The sequence below is a fragment of the Microvirga calopogonii genome (assembly GCF_003347665.1).
In the GTDB taxonomy this organism is placed as follows: Bacteria; Pseudomonadota; Alphaproteobacteria; order Rhizobiales; family Beijerinckiaceae; genus Microvirga; species Microvirga calopogonii.
This window is the reverse complement of sequence record NZ_QDGA01000099.1, coordinates 1-17,048: the sequence shown is the minus strand read 5'-3', so window position 1 is coordinate 17,048 and position 17,048 is coordinate 1. Positions and strand designations below refer to the sequence as shown.

Annotated in this window: 16 protein-coding genes and 1 pseudogene; 13 read left to right on the top strand and 4 right to left on the bottom strand. The window is 61.8% G+C overall.

Annotated elements, in window-relative coordinates:
- Positions 1–463: 463 nt before the first annotated feature.
- Positions 464–1,594, bottom strand: a complete 1,131-nt coding sequence (locus DDF70_RS30500) for an acyltransferase family protein (RefSeq protein WP_114948423.1) — start codon at positions 1,592–1,594, stop codon at positions 464–466.
- Positions 1,595–2,271: 677 nt separating this feature from the next.
- Between DDF70_RS30500 and DDF70_RS30485 the strand changes: the two are divergent.
- A pseudogene (locus DDF70_RS30485) lies at positions 2,272–3,215 on the top strand (integrase core domain-containing protein); the annotation flags it as partial.
- A gap of 354 nt (positions 3,216–3,569) precedes the next feature.
- Positions 3,570–4,442: a calcium-binding protein gene (locus DDF70_RS30480; protein ID WP_162820794.1), complete on the top strand. Its 873-nt coding sequence runs from the start codon at positions 3,570–3,572 to the stop codon at positions 4,440–4,442.
- Here DDF70_RS30480 and DDF70_RS38410 read toward each other — a convergent pair.
- Positions 4,420–4,854 (bottom strand): IS5 family transposase, encoded by a 435-nt coding sequence (locus tag DDF70_RS38410; RefSeq protein ID WP_245435702.1) that lies wholly within the window; start codon positions 4,852–4,854, stop codon positions 4,420–4,422. The two genes, DDF70_RS30480 and DDF70_RS38410, sit on opposite strands and share 23 nt — an antisense overlap.
- Entirely contained in the window at positions 4,773–5,201 is a 429-nt protein-coding gene (locus DDF70_RS37120) for a transposase (RefSeq protein ID WP_162820792.1), read from the bottom strand. The genes DDF70_RS38410 and DDF70_RS37120 overlap by 82 nt, the downstream gene beginning before the upstream one ends.
- Before the next feature lie 68 nt (positions 5,202–5,269).
- Between DDF70_RS37120 and DDF70_RS30465 the strand changes: the two genes are divergently transcribed.
- From DDF70_RS30465 to ribA, 11 genes are all read left to right on the top strand, one after another.
- Positions 5,270–5,971, top strand: a complete 702-nt coding sequence (locus tag DDF70_RS30465) for an IS6 family transposase (protein ID WP_114948419.1) — start codon at positions 5,270–5,272, stop codon at positions 5,969–5,971.
- A gap of 625 nt (positions 5,972–6,596) precedes the next feature.
- The gene (gene msuE / locus DDF70_RS30460) at positions 6,597–7,205 is read left to right on the top strand and encodes an FMN reductase (protein ID WP_114948418.1); all 609 of its coding nucleotides are present in this window, start codon (positions 6,597–6,599) and stop codon (positions 7,203–7,205) included.
- Positions 7,206–7,263: 58 nt separating this feature from the next.
- Entirely contained in the window at positions 7,264–8,364 is a 1,101-nt protein-coding gene (gene sfnG, locus DDF70_RS30455; protein ID WP_114948417.1) for a dimethylsulfone monooxygenase SfnG, read from the top strand.
- A 48-nt stretch (positions 8,365–8,412) separates the two neighbouring features.
- Positions 8,413–9,312 (top strand): ABC transporter ATP-binding protein, encoded by a 900-nt coding sequence (locus tag DDF70_RS30450; protein ID WP_114948424.1) that lies wholly within the window; start codon positions 8,413–8,415, stop codon positions 9,310–9,312.
- Complete coding sequence (locus tag DDF70_RS30445; RefSeq protein WP_114948416.1) at positions 9,312–10,208, top strand: branched-chain amino acid ABC transporter permease; 897 nt, start codon at positions 9,312–9,314, stop codon at positions 10,206–10,208. The genes DDF70_RS30450 and DDF70_RS30445 overlap by 1 nt, the downstream gene beginning before the upstream one ends.
- Before the next feature lie 5 nt (positions 10,209–10,213).
- Positions 10,214–11,251 (top strand): branched-chain amino acid ABC transporter permease, encoded by a 1,038-nt coding sequence (locus DDF70_RS30440; protein ID WP_114948415.1) that lies wholly within the window; start codon positions 10,214–10,216, stop codon positions 11,249–11,251.
- Between the two features lie 49 nt (positions 11,252–11,300).
- A complete protein-coding gene (locus DDF70_RS30435) occupies positions 11,301–12,629 on the top strand; it encodes an ABC transporter substrate-binding protein (protein WP_114948414.1) in 1,329 nt (442 codons plus the stop codon).
- Between the two features lie 62 nt (positions 12,630–12,691).
- Positions 12,692–13,483 (top strand): ABC transporter ATP-binding protein, encoded by a 792-nt coding sequence (locus DDF70_RS30430; RefSeq protein ID WP_114948413.1) that lies wholly within the window; start codon positions 12,692–12,694, stop codon positions 13,481–13,483.
- Entirely contained in the window at positions 13,480–14,727 is a 1,248-nt protein-coding gene (locus DDF70_RS30425; RefSeq protein WP_114948412.1) for an SfnB family sulfur acquisition oxidoreductase, read from the top strand. The genes DDF70_RS30430 and DDF70_RS30425 overlap by 4 nt, the downstream gene beginning before the upstream one ends.
- Before the next feature lie 121 nt (positions 14,728–14,848).
- Entirely contained in the window at positions 14,849–15,463 is a 615-nt protein-coding gene (locus tag DDF70_RS30420) for an NAD(P)H-dependent oxidoreductase (RefSeq protein ID WP_114948411.1), read from the top strand.
- Between the two features lie 63 nt (positions 15,464–15,526).
- Entirely contained in the window at positions 15,527–16,639 is a 1,113-nt protein-coding gene (gene ribA / locus DDF70_RS30415) for a GTP cyclohydrolase II RibA (RefSeq protein ID WP_114948410.1), read from the top strand.
- Between the two features lie 64 nt (positions 16,640–16,703).
- On the opposite strand, the gene DDF70_RS30410 is transcribed toward ribA, so the two are convergent.
- The coding region (locus DDF70_RS30410; RefSeq protein ID WP_162820791.1) for an IS66 family transposase at positions 16,704–17,048 on the bottom strand (345 nt) is incomplete at its 5' end.

The window sequence follows — 17,048 nt, the reverse complement described above, 5'->3', positions numbered from 1 at the left end:
TGGCAGCTCTGATCATCTCATCCGCGCAACCGGATACTTCTCAAGCCGCCTGAAACCAACGCCAGCTTCGTGCCGACGCATTATTCAGGGCCGACTACTTAGCATTCGCGATCCGAAGTTCCCGGATGGGCATGAGCGCCTGGTCCGGCACGAGCATAGTCCCGAGCGCACCATTCAAACGGATTTTTTGCGGTAACTGGTATAGCACACAATGCATCGATCGGAAGGCACTCGTCAGGCGGCAAGACCAGAGTCCTAACCTTTGATGCGCTCTGGCACGTCCTCTGCGATATCTGCGATTTGTCTGAGCCGCAAGAATGTTGGAATTTCTTTGGGGCATCTGGATGTGTGTCCGTTTGAGCGTCCGATGCTCTAACTTCGAGGATGAACCAATCATGGGCCTAACACTACTCCTGTCTCTTAGCGAGGTGGGAGATTGTGTCCGGTCAATTCGGGGGTTACTTTATTCGGTTTGACGTTGTGCCTCTGAGAGCTTCTTGACGAGACGTTTGCCGTACTCCACGGACGGGCGCTCGATCCCGTGATAGCTGACGTGGGCGATGATGGTAGCTAAGCCAAGCACGATTGCTGAGACGGCAGCGAAACGGAGCCATTGAGGACCATCGCTGGCATACACGCGCTGCAGTACTGGGCCACTCAGTACAATCAGCGGGATGTGCCAAAGGTACACAGAATAACTGATCCGCCCATAGTACGACAGAATACGGGATGCCAGAACGCGAGGCTGGCACAAAGCGGCGCTCAGTAAGATCAAGGCGTAGGCGATGGTGTCGACATGGACTCGATGAAAGATGCCCCATCCCATGCTCCTGGATACTTGCCATGAGAACAGGAGCAGGCCTGCAGCAAGAGCTGCTGAGCCGAAAAGTTTGGCCCGCGGGTTCACCTTGAGTGCGACATAGGCTTCGAAGGCAAGCAAGCCCAACATGAATGAGGGGAAGAAGCGCACTATCGAGCCAGCATCAAATTGCGCCCACAAACGCGGGTTAGAAACCAACCATGAAAAGTGATTGGCAAAGATGTAGTAGATAACGAGCCCCACAAAGAAGATTATGAGGCGTGCCTTGATGCCCTTGGCGAAGAAGTACAGCAGGGGAAAGATGGCATAGAATATCATCTCCACGCCAACCGCCCACCCTCCTGCAACGGCGCTCCGGCTCCATTTCGGAACGAGATTGAAGAGAAACGAAACGGACCCAGCGATTAGCCCCCAGTCGGGCGCACTCCACCTTGTTATGCAATAGTGTAAAGTGGAGTAGATGATTACTGTATAGAAAAGGGGCGCAATCCGGAAGAAGCGGCTGGTTGCGAAGCTCACCAAAGGCATGCCAGTTGCGATATGACGCGGCATCGTCAGGCTCAAGGAAAATGCGCTGATTACAAAGAACAGCCACACTCCTGAATACCCGAACTCAATCAAGGGCGCGAACGCCGGAGGGGGCGCTAGGTTCGGCGTCGACACCCGATAGACGTGGAAAAGAAGCACGTAGAGAGCCGCAATCCCGCGCAGATTGTCGAGAAATTCGAGCCGGTCATTTTGCATTTGCTGCCCCAAACCAGCATGCTGAATCACACGAATGCTTGCGGAGCCGCGATACTATCTCAAGATGATGCCTCGGGGAAGCTCATGTCTCTGAAGTGTAACCCCTGAGAGTGGCGCGAAGATGGAAGCCTGAAGGCGGTCAAAGCAGCTTGCAGGAGAGGGGCTGCTAATTCTTAGCAATCAGAACAAGGGTTACTTGATCAGCCTACCGAGGCGGGCCTTCAGCTCCAATTTCATCCGGTTGACCATTGTCAGAGATCGCTCAGCGTGGGGTTGTGCGCTGATCGCTTGGCGTATGACCCGAAAGGCCCTGAATTCGTTGCCAATAGTTTGCAACTCGTTCCGGTGCTCTAAGGCTGTTTGGGCTTCCGTCCTTCGCATCTGTGCCAAACTAGGCGGCTATAGGGCCTCCCGCGCTGCCTTCTCCGCCTCGGCAGACCAATCCGTTACCGGAGCGTCGACTCTCTCTGACTGAACGTAAAACTCTACGGCCTGTTGGCGCTTGGCCCAGTCGAGAGTGGCGGCGAGACAGAGCACGCCCATGAAGGATCGAGCGGTCTTCTCATAGCGGGTTGCAACGGCGCGACACTCTTCGAGTGTGTGGTGGCGGAACGTTGTTGGGATCAGGCGCGTTGCGCGGTTGAGGACTATACTTGGCGCTTTGACGGCCTGCGGCGCCGGGCTTCTCGCCGCAGAAGGAGGATGTGATGCACTCCCTTCGTCCGCAAGTCCGCACCACCCCGGCGGTTCGCCAGGAGATCGCCCGCTCGAGAGAGCCCACCGGCGTCTTGACCCGGCGCTTCAGCGTGAGCACCGAGACGATCCGCAAATGGCGCAAACGCGGCGTGCAGGACTGCCAGGACCATTCCAGCCGGCCGCACAAGCTGCCCTGGAGGGCCACCGAGGAGGAGCGGGCGATCGTCTGTGCCCTGCGCCAGGCCACCGGCTTCCCCCTCGACGATCTCACCTTCCTAGTCACGCACTTCCTGCCGCATCTTAACCGCGACGCGGTCTACCGCATCCTCAAAGCCGAGGGCTGGGACGATTACCACCGGCCGAGCAGCGCAAGCGCCGGAGCGGCACCTTCAAGGACTATGACCTCGGCTTCGTGCACATGGATATCAAGCACCTGCCCAAGCTGCAGACCGCCAGTAGCGAGCGCCGCAAGCGCTTCCTGTATGTGGCCATCGACCGCTGCTCGCGGTGGGTGCACCTGGCGGTCAAGGACGACGAGGTGGTGCGAGCCTTCCCGTTTACGATCACGATCACGCATGTGCTCACCGACGGCGGCTCCTGCTTCACCGCCAATGGCTTCGAGGACGCCTGCCGCAAGCTGAAGGTGGAGGACCGCAGGACCAAGCCGTACAAGCCGCAGACCAATGCCCTCATGGAGCGCTTCAACGGCCGGGTACAGCGCGAGGTGCTGGGGATTACGATCTTTCGCCATCAGGATCTCGAGACGCTGCTCAAGGGCTTCAATCAGGTTTACAACAGAAGACGCCAGCGCGTGCTCAAGGGACGAACACCGGATGAGTCGGCGCGCAGCCGCTTGGTCGCCGAACCGAAGCTGGCCAACCACCGCTACAAGCCACCCGATCCCAGAGCACTTCCCCAAGTCCTCCAGGTCGTTGCTGCCACCAAGGAGGTCTCGGATCAGACAATCAAGGCGGCAAAGCCTCGGCCCTTTTGGCATGTCGTCGTTGCGGAATCGCGGGCCTGCGACGCTATTGCGGCTGGCGCAACACAGCCCCTCGCTGGTGCGATCCGGCGTGCCCCTGGCACTCTGGGGCCATCCTCGGGGATGTAGAAACCGCTAGGGGATCGACCCTTCGACGGTCGCAGCACGCAGGTAAGGACTGATGATTCCGAGGGCATCGGCGATCAGCGGAGATGCGATCAATGGCATCGATAGCATCGGGAGGGCCGTTGAGAAAAGAGATTTCCCCTGACTATGGACGAGAGGCATAAAGGCACCGTGGCTTTCTTTGATCTACGGAGAAGTTCGATGAGTGTAGGCGCTGGCGTTTTTGATCCTGACAAAGGTGTTCTGCTGGAGGGTACGACCGGAAGTGACGTCCCCGACGGCCGTGTCTTCGGGTCCCCGTTTTATGACCATCCCTTCCATGGCGTCTGCTATGAGGCCAACGATCTTCCCGAAATATTGATTGAGGAAGAGACGATTCTTGGTACGCCCGGCAATGACCGCCTCAACGGCACTGCCAATGGGGACCTCATCTTCGCAGACGCCGGTAATGACACCGTCATCGGTGGTGGTGGTGACGAACTACTGGGAGAAGAAGGCAATGACATCCTTTATGGTGATATCGGGCCCAATGAGCCACGCGATCACGTCGCTTCGGATCATGATCTACTCGATGGCGGCCCCGGAGATGACACTCTTGTCGCCGGGGACGGCTCGGATGAGATGAGAGGCGGCACCGGCGAGGATCGCTTCGAGTTCCGGTACCATGACCCGAAGTCCGGCTCCCCCGGAGGGCATGACGTCCGTGCCATAGCTATAGATTTCAATCCGAAGGACAACACGTTCGTCTTCGACGCCGCGGACTTTGCCGTCATCGGGGGTGCTAATGGCAACTTCGTCAACAACTCCGACCCGAGCGGCACCGTGAGCTCGTTCTACACCGGAGCGGCCTCCAAAGCCAACGGGAAGCACGTCGTGGTCATCACCGACCAAAGTTTCGCCTCTGCCTCTGACGCCGCCAAGGCAATAGCTCACGAGCACATGGGCGACATCATCGTGTACTGCGATTCAAGCACCCACTCTGGGGCTATGGCCTATGTTGCCACCGACGACAGTGCCCATGCGTTCGCTGGGTTGCATAACGTATCTCTCCCTAGGCTGTGTGGACGGATTTGATGAGGATGAAGCTCAGAGCAAGAGCAACGAATGAACCGTAGTTCTCATCCGTCTTCTCGCAGCGTAAAGCAACGCGCTTGAAGCGCTTGAGCTTTCCCATGGTCTGTTCGATGCGAGCCCGTCCGCGGTAGAGCGCCTTGGGAAAGAACTTCGGCTTATTTTTGGTCGTCGCGCGGTACGGAATGACTGGGCAGATGCCACGGGAACGAGCAGCCTGCCGGTTGGCTTTGGCGTCATAGCCCTTGTCACCCACAACCGCCCGCGGCGTGATCTCAGGACCAAGGTCGAGCAGCGTCTCGAAATGCGGGCTGTCGCTGGCCTCACCGCCAGTCAGGTGGAAACCAAGCGGGTCACCATTCCAGTCGGTCTTGAGGTGGATCTTGGTCGAGAACCCGCCCCGGGAGCGGCCCAGCGCCTGCCGGCTCTGCCCCCTTTTGCGCCAGCCGCCGAGACATGGGCCCGCACGATGGTGGAGTCGAACATCTGCACCAGGTGAGCGGTCCCGCTCAGCGCCGCCAGGGCCTCGAAGAACGCTTCGAACACGCCGGCCCGGCTCAAGCGCCAGAACCGCTTCCAGACCGAGTTCCAATTGCCGAAACAGGAGGGCAGTGCCCGCCAGGTGATGTTGTGGACTGTGAAATAGTGCAGCGCCTCCAGGAAGCGGCGGTCATTGCGGCCCTTGGGACCTCGCCGGGAACACGAGGCGGAAAACACCCGCAGCACCATCGTCCAGTCGTCGTCCGTCATTCCCGTCAGCATGGTCGAGTCTCCTGAAGGCGTTGTCACGTTAACTCGGGGATGAGGGCGAGCCGTGTAGATGGTCCGGCATGAGCAAGTCCGTAAGCTACAAACGCCACCGCTTTCCGCCTGAGATCATCGCCCATGCCGTGTGGCTGTATTTCAGATTTCCCCTGAGCTTGCGTCTGGTCGAGGAGATGCTGCTGGAGCGCGGCATCGTTGTCTCCTACGAGACGGTCCGCCGCTGGGCGCTGAAGTTCGGGCCGACCTACGCCCGCCACCTCCAGCGCAAGACGCCGAGCCGCCGCGACATCTGGCACCTCGACGAGGTCGTGATCACGATCTCTGGCCGGAAGCACTGGCTGTGGCGGGCGGTGGATCAGGATGGCTATGTGCTCGATGAGGTTATCCAGACCCGCCGCGACACCAAGGCGGCCAAACGCTTGCTGAGGCGACTCTTGCGCAAGCAGGGCGGCCCACCCCGGCGCATGATCACCGACAAGCTCGGCTCCTACGCCGCGGCCCAGCGGCAGATCATGCCAGACGTCGAACACCGCTCGCATAAAGGGCTGAATAACAGAGCGGAGAATTCGCATCTGCCGTTCCGGCGCCGAGAGCAGGTGATGCAGGGCTTTCGATCACCCAGGTATCTGCAGCGGTTCGTCAGCGTGTTCTCGGCCGTCCGCAATCTTTTCGTTCCACCCCGCTCCCGCCGCTCCGCTGCCGCCGCCCATCTCCACCGCCTCGACGCCATGGCGGAATGGAAAGCTGCGGGCAACCTTGCTGCTTAAGCCTGTCCAGCGACCAAATCGGCCTCAACGCATGGCGCCAGTTAACGTGACAACGCCCTTCGGTTGACCGACACCCGGTGTACAGCGCTGCTCACCATGCAGCGGCGCGGTTGCCGCGCACCTCTTTTATTCCGTCTGAAGCATTGCCAGACGGTACGTACTTCCCGTCCTATAAAACGAACAACTCACCCTCACGAGACGTCGAGTGACGGCGCCCATTGCCCCACTTTAAGACCAAACATTCCATTTGTTCTCCGGCGACCCCTGGTCGGAGAAATTTTTTGTCACTTGGGTCGTTCTAAAAAAAGAACGTTCCCGTTGACAGCCAGCCTTATTGCGTCAATTCTTCGTGACACACGGCGGGAGCCTCGATGAGATCACCGTGCGGTTAGTCAAGTATTCCATACTCTTTCGATTGTAGAGCACCTGCATCACAAGCTTCTTTGAAGGACGAAGACATGAGGATCATCAGCTCCAGGGTCATCGCAACGGTAAAGGCGACTTAGCCTCATCTGCTAGGACGTGCTGTGAACCGGCACGAGATCGATTGATCCCGGTTCTCGCACCTCTCCCGACCCTGTCATCAACCCCGCGGGCGCCTGCCGGCGGAAGGAGAACTTGTGCCATGAGTCTGCCTCGCATCGTTGGCCTTTCCGGCAGCCCTCGTCGTCCGTCCAAGACGAGCACTCTCGTTGAACTGGTGGCTGCCGATGTCTTAAGCCGGACACAGGCACGCCTTGAAGTCTTTGACCTGGTTGACGCCGGTCCTGGCTTGGGCGCGGCTCTGCAGCGTCACGACCTGACCCTGCCGGCGGCTCGCATCATCGATGCCATCGAGCAGGCCGATGCGCTGATTGTCGGCACACCGGTGTACAAGGGTGCCTATACCGGGCTGTTCAAGCATGCCTTCGATCTGGTTGATCCCAGGGCGCTGATCGGCAAGCCCGTGCTGCTCACCGCCACCGGAGGCGGCCCGCGCCATGCCCTCGTCGTGGAACATGCCCTGCGGCCGCTCTTCGGCTTCTTCGAGGCTCTCACCGTCCCGACAGCCGTCTACGCCAGCGACGCCGACTTCAGCGATGGACAGCTGAGTGACGCCGGCGTCCTGGCGCGGGTGAGCACCGCGGCGCAACAGCTCACGGGTCTCCTCAACGATCGCCAACACGCTGACAGGTCTCGCGAACCCAAGGTTGCTGACCTCCACATCGTTGGCGGACGCGCCGCAAGCCGCTGAACCACCGCATTTTACGACATCAATCGCGTAATCCAATCTGACACAGGGATGAAACACCATGAGCACACCTTCCGATCCGATCAAGTTTGCCTACTGGGTCCCCAATGTTTCTGGTGGCTTGGTCATCAGCAACATCGAGCAACGCACCAGCTGGGACATCGATTATAATCGCAAGCTCGCACAGATCGCCGAAGCAAGCGGTTTCGAGTATGCCTTGACCCAAATCCGCTTCACCGCAGGCTATGGTGCTGACAACCAGCACGAGTCAGTTGCGTTCAGCCATGCGCTTCTGGCGGCAACAACATCCCTAAAGGTTATCGCGGCCCTCCTGCCTGGGCCCTGGACGCCAGTGCTCGCCGCCAAGCAGATTGCGACCATCAATAACCTCACCAACGGCCGTATCGCCGTCAACGTTGTCAGCGGCTGGTTCCGCGGCGAATTCCAGGCGATCGGCGAGCCCTGGCTCGATCATGATGAGCGCTACCGCCGCTCGGAGGAGTTCATCCGGTCCTTACGCGGCATCTGGACGGAAGACAGCTTCACCTTCGCAGGCGACTTCTATCGCTTCCGGAACTACTCGATGAAGCCCAAGCCTATCGATCCGCAGCCGGAGATCTTCCAGGGCGGATCGTCACGCGCGGCGCGCGATATGGCCGCCCGAGTGTCGGATTGGTACTTCACCAACGGCAACACGCCGGAGGAAATCCGCAAGCAGGTCGACGACATTCGCGCCAAGGCCGAAGCGAACAATCATTCCGTCAAGATTGGCGTCAACGCGTTTGCGATCGCCCGCGAGACGGAAGAGGAAGCCAAGGCCGTGCTCGACGAGATCATCGCCAAAGCCAACCCGGAGGCCGTGCAGGGCTTCGCCGATCAGGTGAAGAACGCCGGCAAGGCATCGCCGGAAGGCGAGGGCAACTGGGCCAAGTCGTCCTTTGCCGATCTTGTCCAGTACAACGATGGCTTCCGCTCGAACCTAATCGGCACGCCGGAGCAGATCGCCGAGCGCATCATTGGGCTGAAAGACGCCGGCGCCGATCTCATCCTGCTGGGCTTCCTCCACTTCCAGGAAGAAGTGGAGTTCTTCGGCAAGCATGTGATCCCGCTCGTGCGAAAGCTCGAGGCTGAGCGTGACTCTGCATTGATCGCAGCCGAGTAACGAGAGCGGCCTTAAGGGGCCGCACAACACGCAGCATTGGGGACGACCATGCCGGGCACTTCCGCTGGAGTGGCCGCAGCCGAGAGGCTGCGCCTACCGTTCAAAGAAGAGCGCACCACACCGCGGCTCGAGAGCAGCCCGGCATGGCTTGCCGTCACGGCCCGTAGCGACGCGATCCTGACACTGTCGCACATCAGTCTCGCCTTCGGCGGTGTTGCTGCCCTCACGGATGTCAGTCTCTCCGTGCGCCGCGGCGAGATCTGCTCGGTGATCGGCCCCAATGGTGCCGGAAAGTCGTCCCTCATCAATGTGGTCAGCGGCCTGTACAAGCCCGACCACGGGAGCATCCGGCTCGATGGGCAGATGTTTGGCCAGATGCGACCGGATCGCCTGGCCCATCTGGGTGTTGCCCGGACGTTCCAGAACCTGGCCCTGTTCGGCGGGCTTTCCGTTCCCGACAACGTCAGCGCGGGCCTGACCCACACCCGGCGAGCTGGCGTTCTCGAGCAAGCCTTTTTCCTCCCGCGCTCGCGGCGTGAGGATCGTGAGATCGGCGAGCGGGTGGACGCCATGCTGTCCTTTCTCGATCTCGGCCCATTTCGTGACCGACTAGTGTCGACCTTGCCCTATGGCCTGCAGAAGCGGGTCGAACTCGCCCGGGCCCTCGTTGCCGAGCCGAAGCTCCTGCTGCTCGATGAACCGATGGCCGGCATGACGGCGACGGAAAAGCAGGAAATGGCCGCCTTCGTTCGGTCTGCACGCCAACGCTACGGCATCACCATCATCCTGATCGAACACGACATCGGTATTGTGATGGCACTCTCCGATCATGTCGCTGTGCTGGATTACGGCCGCAAGATCTCTGACGGAACGCCCGACGAGGTTCGATCCGACCCGGCGGTTATTCGCGCCTACATCGGCAGCACCGAGGACGAGGACCTTGTCTGATGGAAGTCTATGACCTTCTTTTCTTCATCGAGGTTCTGATCGGCGGCTTGTTGTCCGGCGTGATGTACTCCTTCGTCGCCATCGGCTTCGTCCTGATCTACAAGACCTCGGGCGTGCTCAATTTCGCGCAAGGTGCGATGCTGCTGTTTGCGGCGCTGACCTTCGTCAGCTTGATCGAGCGCGGCCTGGCTGTTCCTCTGGCCATCGGCCTGACGCTTCTGATCATGGTCGCTCTGGGCTTTGCCATCGAGCGCTCAGTCCTGCGGCCGCTCGTGAACCGCTCACCCATGACCTTGTTCATGGCGACCCTCGGGCTGTCCTACATCATCGAAGGGGCTGCTCAGTTGGTCTGGGGCACCCAGGTCCACGGCCTTGATCTTGGCATCTCCGATGTTCCCTTCGAGGTCGCCGGCATCTTCATCTCCACGTTCGACCTCGCCGCCGCAGGGATCGCAGCGGCCATGGTCGCCGGGCTCTCGGCCTTTTTTTACTGGACCCGGACCGGTCTCGCCTTCCGGGCCGTAGCCGACGATCAGTTCGCCGCCTTGGCCGTCGGGCTGCGCCTGTCCCGCATCTGGGGCAGCGTCTGGACAGCGGCCGGCTTCGTGGCGCTGGTGGCCGGCCTGCTCTGGGGCGCACGGCTCGGGGTGCAGTTCTCTCTGTCGCTTGTGGTTCTGAAGGCGCTTCCCGTGCTGGTGCTCGGCGGCTTCGATTCCATCCTCGGCGCGATTGTCGGCGGGCTGATTGTGGGCGCCGGTGAGAAGCTCGCTGAAGTCTATCTCGGCCCCTTCTTTGGCGGCGGCATCGAGGGCTGGTTCGCCTATGTGCTCGCCTTAGGGTTCCTGCTCCTTCGTCCCGCGGGTCTGTTTGGCACCAAGCTGGTTGAAAGGGTCTGACAGCGATGTCCGCTCACGCCATCTCCCTGCCGCACAGCCGGTTCTCGTTCCGCACACTCCTGTGGCCGGTGCTGGCTTTGGCGGCAGCCTATACGGTCGTGCCTGCCTTCGCATCGACCTATATCGTTGAGGCGATCCTCCTGCCGTTCCTGGCGCTCAGCCTGGCGGCCATCGGCCTCAATCTCCTGACCGGCTATTGCGGTCAGCTCTCCTTAGGCTCGGCGGCCTTCATGGCGGTGGGCGCCTTTGCGGCCTATAACCTCAACCTGCGGATCGGCGCCTTGCCGCTGCCGGTGTCGTTGGTGCTGGCCGGCGTGATCACGGCGGCCCTGGGGACCGTGTTCGGATTGCCCAGCCTGCGCCTGCGCGGATTCTATCTTGCGGTCTCGACACTGGCCGCGCAGTTCTTCGTCCAATGGATGCTGACCAAGTTCGGCTGGTTCTCCAACAACAGCCCGTCCGGCGTGATCTCAGCGCCCCGACTGGTGGTCGCCGGTCTCTCGCTCGACGGCGCAACGGGCCGCTATCTGTTCTCGCTGACGGTCGTCACCCTCCTGACCCTGTTGGCCTGGAGCCTGGTCGAGGGATCCGCCGGACGGAACATGATCGCGGTGCGCGACAATGAGACGGCCGCCCGGGTGATCGGTGTTCCCGTGCTGCGCACCAAGCTGCTGGCCTTCGCGATCTCGTCCTTCATCATCGGGGTTGCCGGAGCGCTCTGGGCTTTCACCTACCTGCGCACGGTCGAGCCGGCAGGTTTCAATCTCGATCGCTCCTTCCAGATCCTGTTCATCATCATCATCGGCGGGCTGGCGACCATCCGCGGCGCCTTCATTGGCGCGGCCTTCATCGTCGTGTTCCCGCTGGTGCTCGCCCGGGCCGGCGCCTTTCTCTTTGGCGGCGTGTTCGACTCCGGCGTGCTCGACATGAGCCAGCGCATCATCCTCGGCGTGCTGATCATCCTGTTTCTGATCCTCGAGCCGAAAGGACTTTCAGCTCTTATCGACCGCTTGGCCACTCGGTCCAAGCGGCGGCATGCGTGATCCAAGACTGCACAACCAAACCTGACCCACACAGCTAGGAGACGTTACGATGACACTCTTTTCTCGCATCGCCGGGGCGGCATTGACTGCGGCCCTCACATTAGGCACGGTGAGCGTGCAGGCCGACGAGCAGCACTTTCCCATGCAGAGCTACCGCGTCGGTCCCTATGCCGCCGGCGGCACAGGCTTCTTCGGCGGCTTCATCGATTACCTCAACCTGATCAACACCCGCGACGGCGGTGTGAACGGGGTCAAGCTCACCTGGTCGGAGGGGGAGACACAGTATGAGGTGGAGAAGGGCGTCGAGGTCTATGAACGGCTGAAGGGCAATCCCGGCATCGCCGCCTGGAACCCGCTCTCGGTCGGCATCGCCTATGCGATGATCGATCGGATTACACAGGACAAGGTTCCGCTGATTACCGTCAATCATGGCCGCACCGATACCACCGACGGCCGGGTCTTTCCTTATGTGTTCCCGCTGCTGCTCAACCCCTACAGTGAGACCTCCGGCATCGTGAACTACATCGCTACCAAGGAAGGCGGGCTGGAAAAGCTGAAGGGCAAGAAGATCGTGGTGCTGTATCACGGCTCGCCTTACGGCAAGGAAACCATCCCGATCTATCAGCTGCTGGCCGAGAAGTACGGCTTTACGCTGTCCCAGATCGAGGTTCCGCATCCCGGCAACGAGCAGCAGGCGCAATGGCTGCAGATCCGGCGCGAGCGCCCGGACTATGTCGTGCTGCGGGGCTGGGGTGTCATGAATCCGGTGGCGTTGAAAACCGCGCAGAAGACCGGCTTTCCCGCGGCCAAAATCATCGGAAACGTCTGGTCGAACTCCGAAGAGGACGTGATCCCGGCGGCTGACGCGGCGGTCGGCTACACGGCGATCACCACCCAGGCCTCGGGTGCGAAGTACCCGGTGGTCCAGGAGATCGTGAAGACCCTCTACGACACTGGTAAGGGCAATCTCGACGACAAGAAGCGCATCGGCTCGGTCTATCACAACCTCGGGATCGTCAATGGGATCCTGAATGTCGAGGCCGTGCGCATCGCGCAGAAGAAGTTCGGCAACCGCACCCTGACGGGCGATGAGGTGCGCTGGGGCTTCGAGCACCTGCAGCTCGATCCGGCCCGCGTCGAGGCTCTCGGCGCCAAGGATCTGTTCCACTCGATCAACGTGACCTGGAAGAACCACGAAGGTGACGGCTATGTGACGTTCCAGCAATGGGACGGAGCGAAGTGGAATGTCGTGTCCGACTGGATTGCGCCCGATTGGGCCCTGCTGCGTCCCATCATCGAGAAGTCGTCCGAGGCCTACGCCGCCGAGAAGGGCCTCAAGATCCGGACCGGCGAAGACGTCCAAGCGGCCAGCAACTGAACGCCAACCCAACGGGAGCCGCGCAGACGCGCGGCTCCTGCCAATGAGCTTTGGGAGAGATCATGACAGCAGGCCAGGACAGCTATCTCGCCGCCACCCGCGTCGAAGCCGTGTACAACAGCGCGATCGCGGCTCTCCACGGCGTCAATCTCGCCGTCGGCAGGGGAGAGATCCACGCCCTCCTCGGCTCGAACGGTGCCGGCAAGACGACGTTGCTCCGTGCCATCAGCAATCTTTTGCCAGCCGAGCGTGGAGCCGTGACGACCGGAGCGATCGCCTTCGACGGCCTTGACGTTCTGGGCTCCTCGCCGGCCGCGCTCGTGCGCCGCGGCCTCGTCTCCGTCCTGGAAGGCCGTCACTGCTTTCGCTCCCTGTCGGTCGAGGAGAACCTCCTGACGGGGGCCCTGGGACGCTCCTCATCCCGCGCCGAAGCGCGCACGGATCTGGAGAAGGTCTATGCCTTGTTCCCGCGCCTCGCCGACAAGCGCCGGATCGCATCGGGTCTGATCTCGGGCGGCGAGCAACAGATGACCGCCATCGGGCGGGGACTGATGTCACGACCGCGCCTGCTCATTCTCGACGAGCCGTCCATGGGTCTCGCGCCACTCGTGATCCGCGAGATTTTTGAGGCCCTCAAGCGTCTGAATCAGACGGATGGGCTCTCGATCCTGGTGGCGGAGCAGAACTCTGCCGTCGCCCTGAAATACGCCGACCGCGCGACCGTGCTCGAACACGGCCGGAGCGTCCTCGAGGGCCGCGCAGCCGACCTGCGGGCCCGCGCCGATATCAAGGACTTTTACCTCGGTGGCGCCGATCGTTCCGCCCACACCCTCATCAAGGAGACAGCCGCATGACCTTCCAGCCTAAGCACCCTGTCGGCACCGGTGAGCCGGTGCCTCCGGTCGAACGGCCCAAGGGCAACGCCCACATCGTCAAGGATGATGCCGAGGCGATCGCCATCGCGCACGATCTCGCGGCACGGTTTCGGACGGGAGCCTCCGAACGTGATCAGGAGCGGATCTGGCCCAAGGAAGAGCTCGATGCCTTCTCCCAAAGCGGCCTCTGGTCGATCAATGTCCCTAAAGCCTATGGCGGACCGGAGGTGTCCTATGTGACGCTTTCGCGCGTTATCGCCATCATCTCGGAAGCCGACCCCTCACTGGGGCAGATTCCGCAGAACCATCTTGGGGTGGTCGCTGCAATCCGAACGGTCTCTGATGAGGATCAGAAGCGTCAGCTCTTCGCGGAGGTGCTCGCCGGCACGCGGTTTGGCAACGCATTCTCCGAGTTCGGGTCCAAGCGGGCGGTCGACTTCGAGACGAAGTTTACTGACGCCGGCGATCATGTCGTCGTTAATGGCCGCAAGTTTTACTCAAGCGGCGCATTGCTGGCGCATCTCGTTCCGATCGTCGCGCTCGATGATGAGGGCCGGGCCTGGTACGCCATCGCTGACCGCGGCGCGCCCGGCCTGACCGTAATCGACGACTGGTCGAGCTTTGGCCAGCGCACGACACTCTCGGGCACCGTGATCCTCGACAACGTGAAGGTGCCAAAAACCCATCTCGTTCCGGGCTACAAGGGCTACGACCGGCCGACCGCAGATGGCGCGATCTTCCAGATCATCCAGGCAGCCGTTGATCTTGGCATCGCGCGGGCGGCCATCGCCGACACCATCGATTTTGTGAAAACCAAGTCGCGCGCCTGGGTCGACAGCGGGCTCGATCATGCCTCCCAGGATCCCTACACGATCCAGGCAATCGGTGACCTGTCCGTGCGTGCCAACGCGGCCGAGGCTCTTTTGGACCGGGCCGGGCTCGCCGTGGATCGCGCCGTCGCAGAGCCCAACGAGCAGACGGTGGCCCAAGCGCAGATTGCAGTAGCCGAGTCGAAGATCCTCACCACCGAGATTGCGATCCAAGCGACGAACAAGCTGTTTGAGCTCGCCGGCACGCGATCGACACTGGCCCAGCACAATCTCGACCGGCACTGGCGCAATGCCCGCACCCACACGCTGCATGATCCGGTGCGCTGGAAATACGCCATTGTCGGCAATTACTATCTGAATGGCGCCAAGCCGCCCCTGCATGCTTGGAGCTGATAAGGATGGCCGGCATGACGCACTTTCCCGCTAAAATTGATTTCAGCGGCATTGATCTCATCACCAAACGAACAACGCTGCCGAGGCGCTGTTCGCGGGCCGGTACCAGGAAGGTAGTCTGATGCGGCTTCTGGGGATCAGCGGGAGCCCGAGCCACGGCTCCCGCACAAGTCGTATGATCCAGCAGGTTCTGGACGCAGCGGCGCAACAGGCGGACGTCGAGACGGAGTTGCTCGAGGTTGTCACATCAGGGGCAATTCTGTGCGATGGCCGTCCGCCTGAGGCGTACGAGGGTGCCACCCGCCAGGTGATCGATAAGGTTGTGGCTGCCGACGCCTACGTGGTTGGTTCGCCCATGTACCGCGGCAGCTACACGGGTGCATTCAAGAATCTGTTCGATCTTCTTCCCAACGATGCTCTGGCCGGGAAGGTTGTGGGGCTTGTCGCCACGGGCGGGAGCGATCATCACTTCCTTGCTCTTGAACACCAACTCCGGCCGCTGCTGTCGTTCTTCCGAGCTCATACCGTGCCCGGAGCAGTGTATGCGCAGAACCTGCATTTCGTTGGGGACGAGTTGGCGGAGGAGACGCTAAAGGCATGCCACCTTTTGGCCGAGGAGGTCGTCCGCTTATCACGAGCGCTCACGCCTGGACAAGCCGGGCCGGCCTACCCCACAATCATTCGCAGATCCGACCAGCAGCCATCGTCAACCTCAACGCGGGTTGGACAAACATGAAACCGGCGATGGCCCTCAAGGCGAGGCCCATGTGGCTACCTCTGTTTGCCTGAGTATTCGAGAATGCGCCTGACCTTGAGCCTGTCCGCCAATCCCGCCACGACCTCGGTCGAGCGGGCGATCATGGAGTTCCGCAGCGCCCGCCCCGTGGTGATCGATGGGGCCGAGGGCAGCGTGCTCGTGGCCGGCGTCGAGGGCCTGGACGAGGCGATGGGCGCCGAGATCGAGGCGGTTGCCGGCGGCCACGCCCATCTCGTTCTGCCGGCGGCGCGGCTTCGCCGCCTCGGCCTCGAGCGTGAGGTTCCCGGCCGGGTGGCTCTGCCCGTGGTCGACCGGAGGCGCGTGGAGGCCCTGGCGCTCAGGGTCGATGGCCGCATCGACGCGCCGGTTCGGCCCGCCGACGGGCTAGACGGAGAGGCGCTGGAGCTGGCCCGCCTGTCCCTGGTCCTGCCGGCCGTGATCGTCGTTCCGCTGGCAAAGGGCATCGAGATCGATCCATCGCTCGTCCGAGTCCCGGGTGAGGCCATCCGGGGCTATCGCCGCGCCAAGGCGGCCGACCTGAAGATCGTCAGCCGGGCGCCTGTGCCGCTGGAGGGAGCGCCCACGAGCGAGTTCGTGGTGTTCCGTGGCGGCGAGGGCCTGCGCGATCAGGTGGCGATCGTCGTCGGCAAGCCGGATGTCTCGAAGCCCGTGGCCGTGCGGCTGCACTCGGCCTGTCTCACGGGCGATCTCTTCGACAGCCTGAAATGCGATTGCGGCGACCAGCTGCGCGAGACGGTGCGCTTCATGGCCTCGGGCGAGGGCGGCATCCTGCTCTATCTCGATCAGGAGGGGCGCGGGAACGGCATTGCCAACAAGATCCGGGCCTACAAGCTCCAGTCGCAGGGCTACGACACTTATGATGCCGACGAGATGCTGGGCTTCGAGGCCGACCAGCGCCGCTTCGATTCCGCCGCCGTGATGCTCAAGGAACTGGGCGTCGCCAAGGTCCGCCTCATGACCAACAACCCAGACAAGATCGCAGCGCTGACCAAGGCCGGCCTCGAGGTCATCTCGGACCATCGGGTGCTGGGCCGTCCCACGGCCGAGAACGTCAGCTACCTGGCCGCCAAGCGCGACCGCGCCGGGCACTACATTGATCTCGAGGGCATGCTGGCCTGCTCGAACAGTATTTGAAGCTGCCGCGCCTATGGTGTGCGGCGATCGAGGTAATTACCCACGCCTCATTTTGAGCTGAGATTCAGGCGGACACGGTCTGAAGAATTGTCTTGAACGCGTTGGTTCCCGGGCCGAGACGAGCCGTGTCGACGACCGTGCGAATGTCTGCTTCGCCTTTGGCCGCCCACATCGCCCGATAGCCATTGGTCACCTTGCGCTGAATGACGGCCGGTCTGAGCGCGCGTTCGCAGGCGTTGTTGGTCGCCTCCACCAGTCCAGGCCAGTGAGTGAAGGTCAGAAGCTGATCGCGGGCGCGCCGGACCTTGCTCTGCAGGGCGCGGGCGAGATCACAGGCGGTCGGCGCGGCCAGGATATCATCCAGACTGCGTTCCAGGGCGCGGCGCTTGCGGGCCAGGGTCGAGGCGGC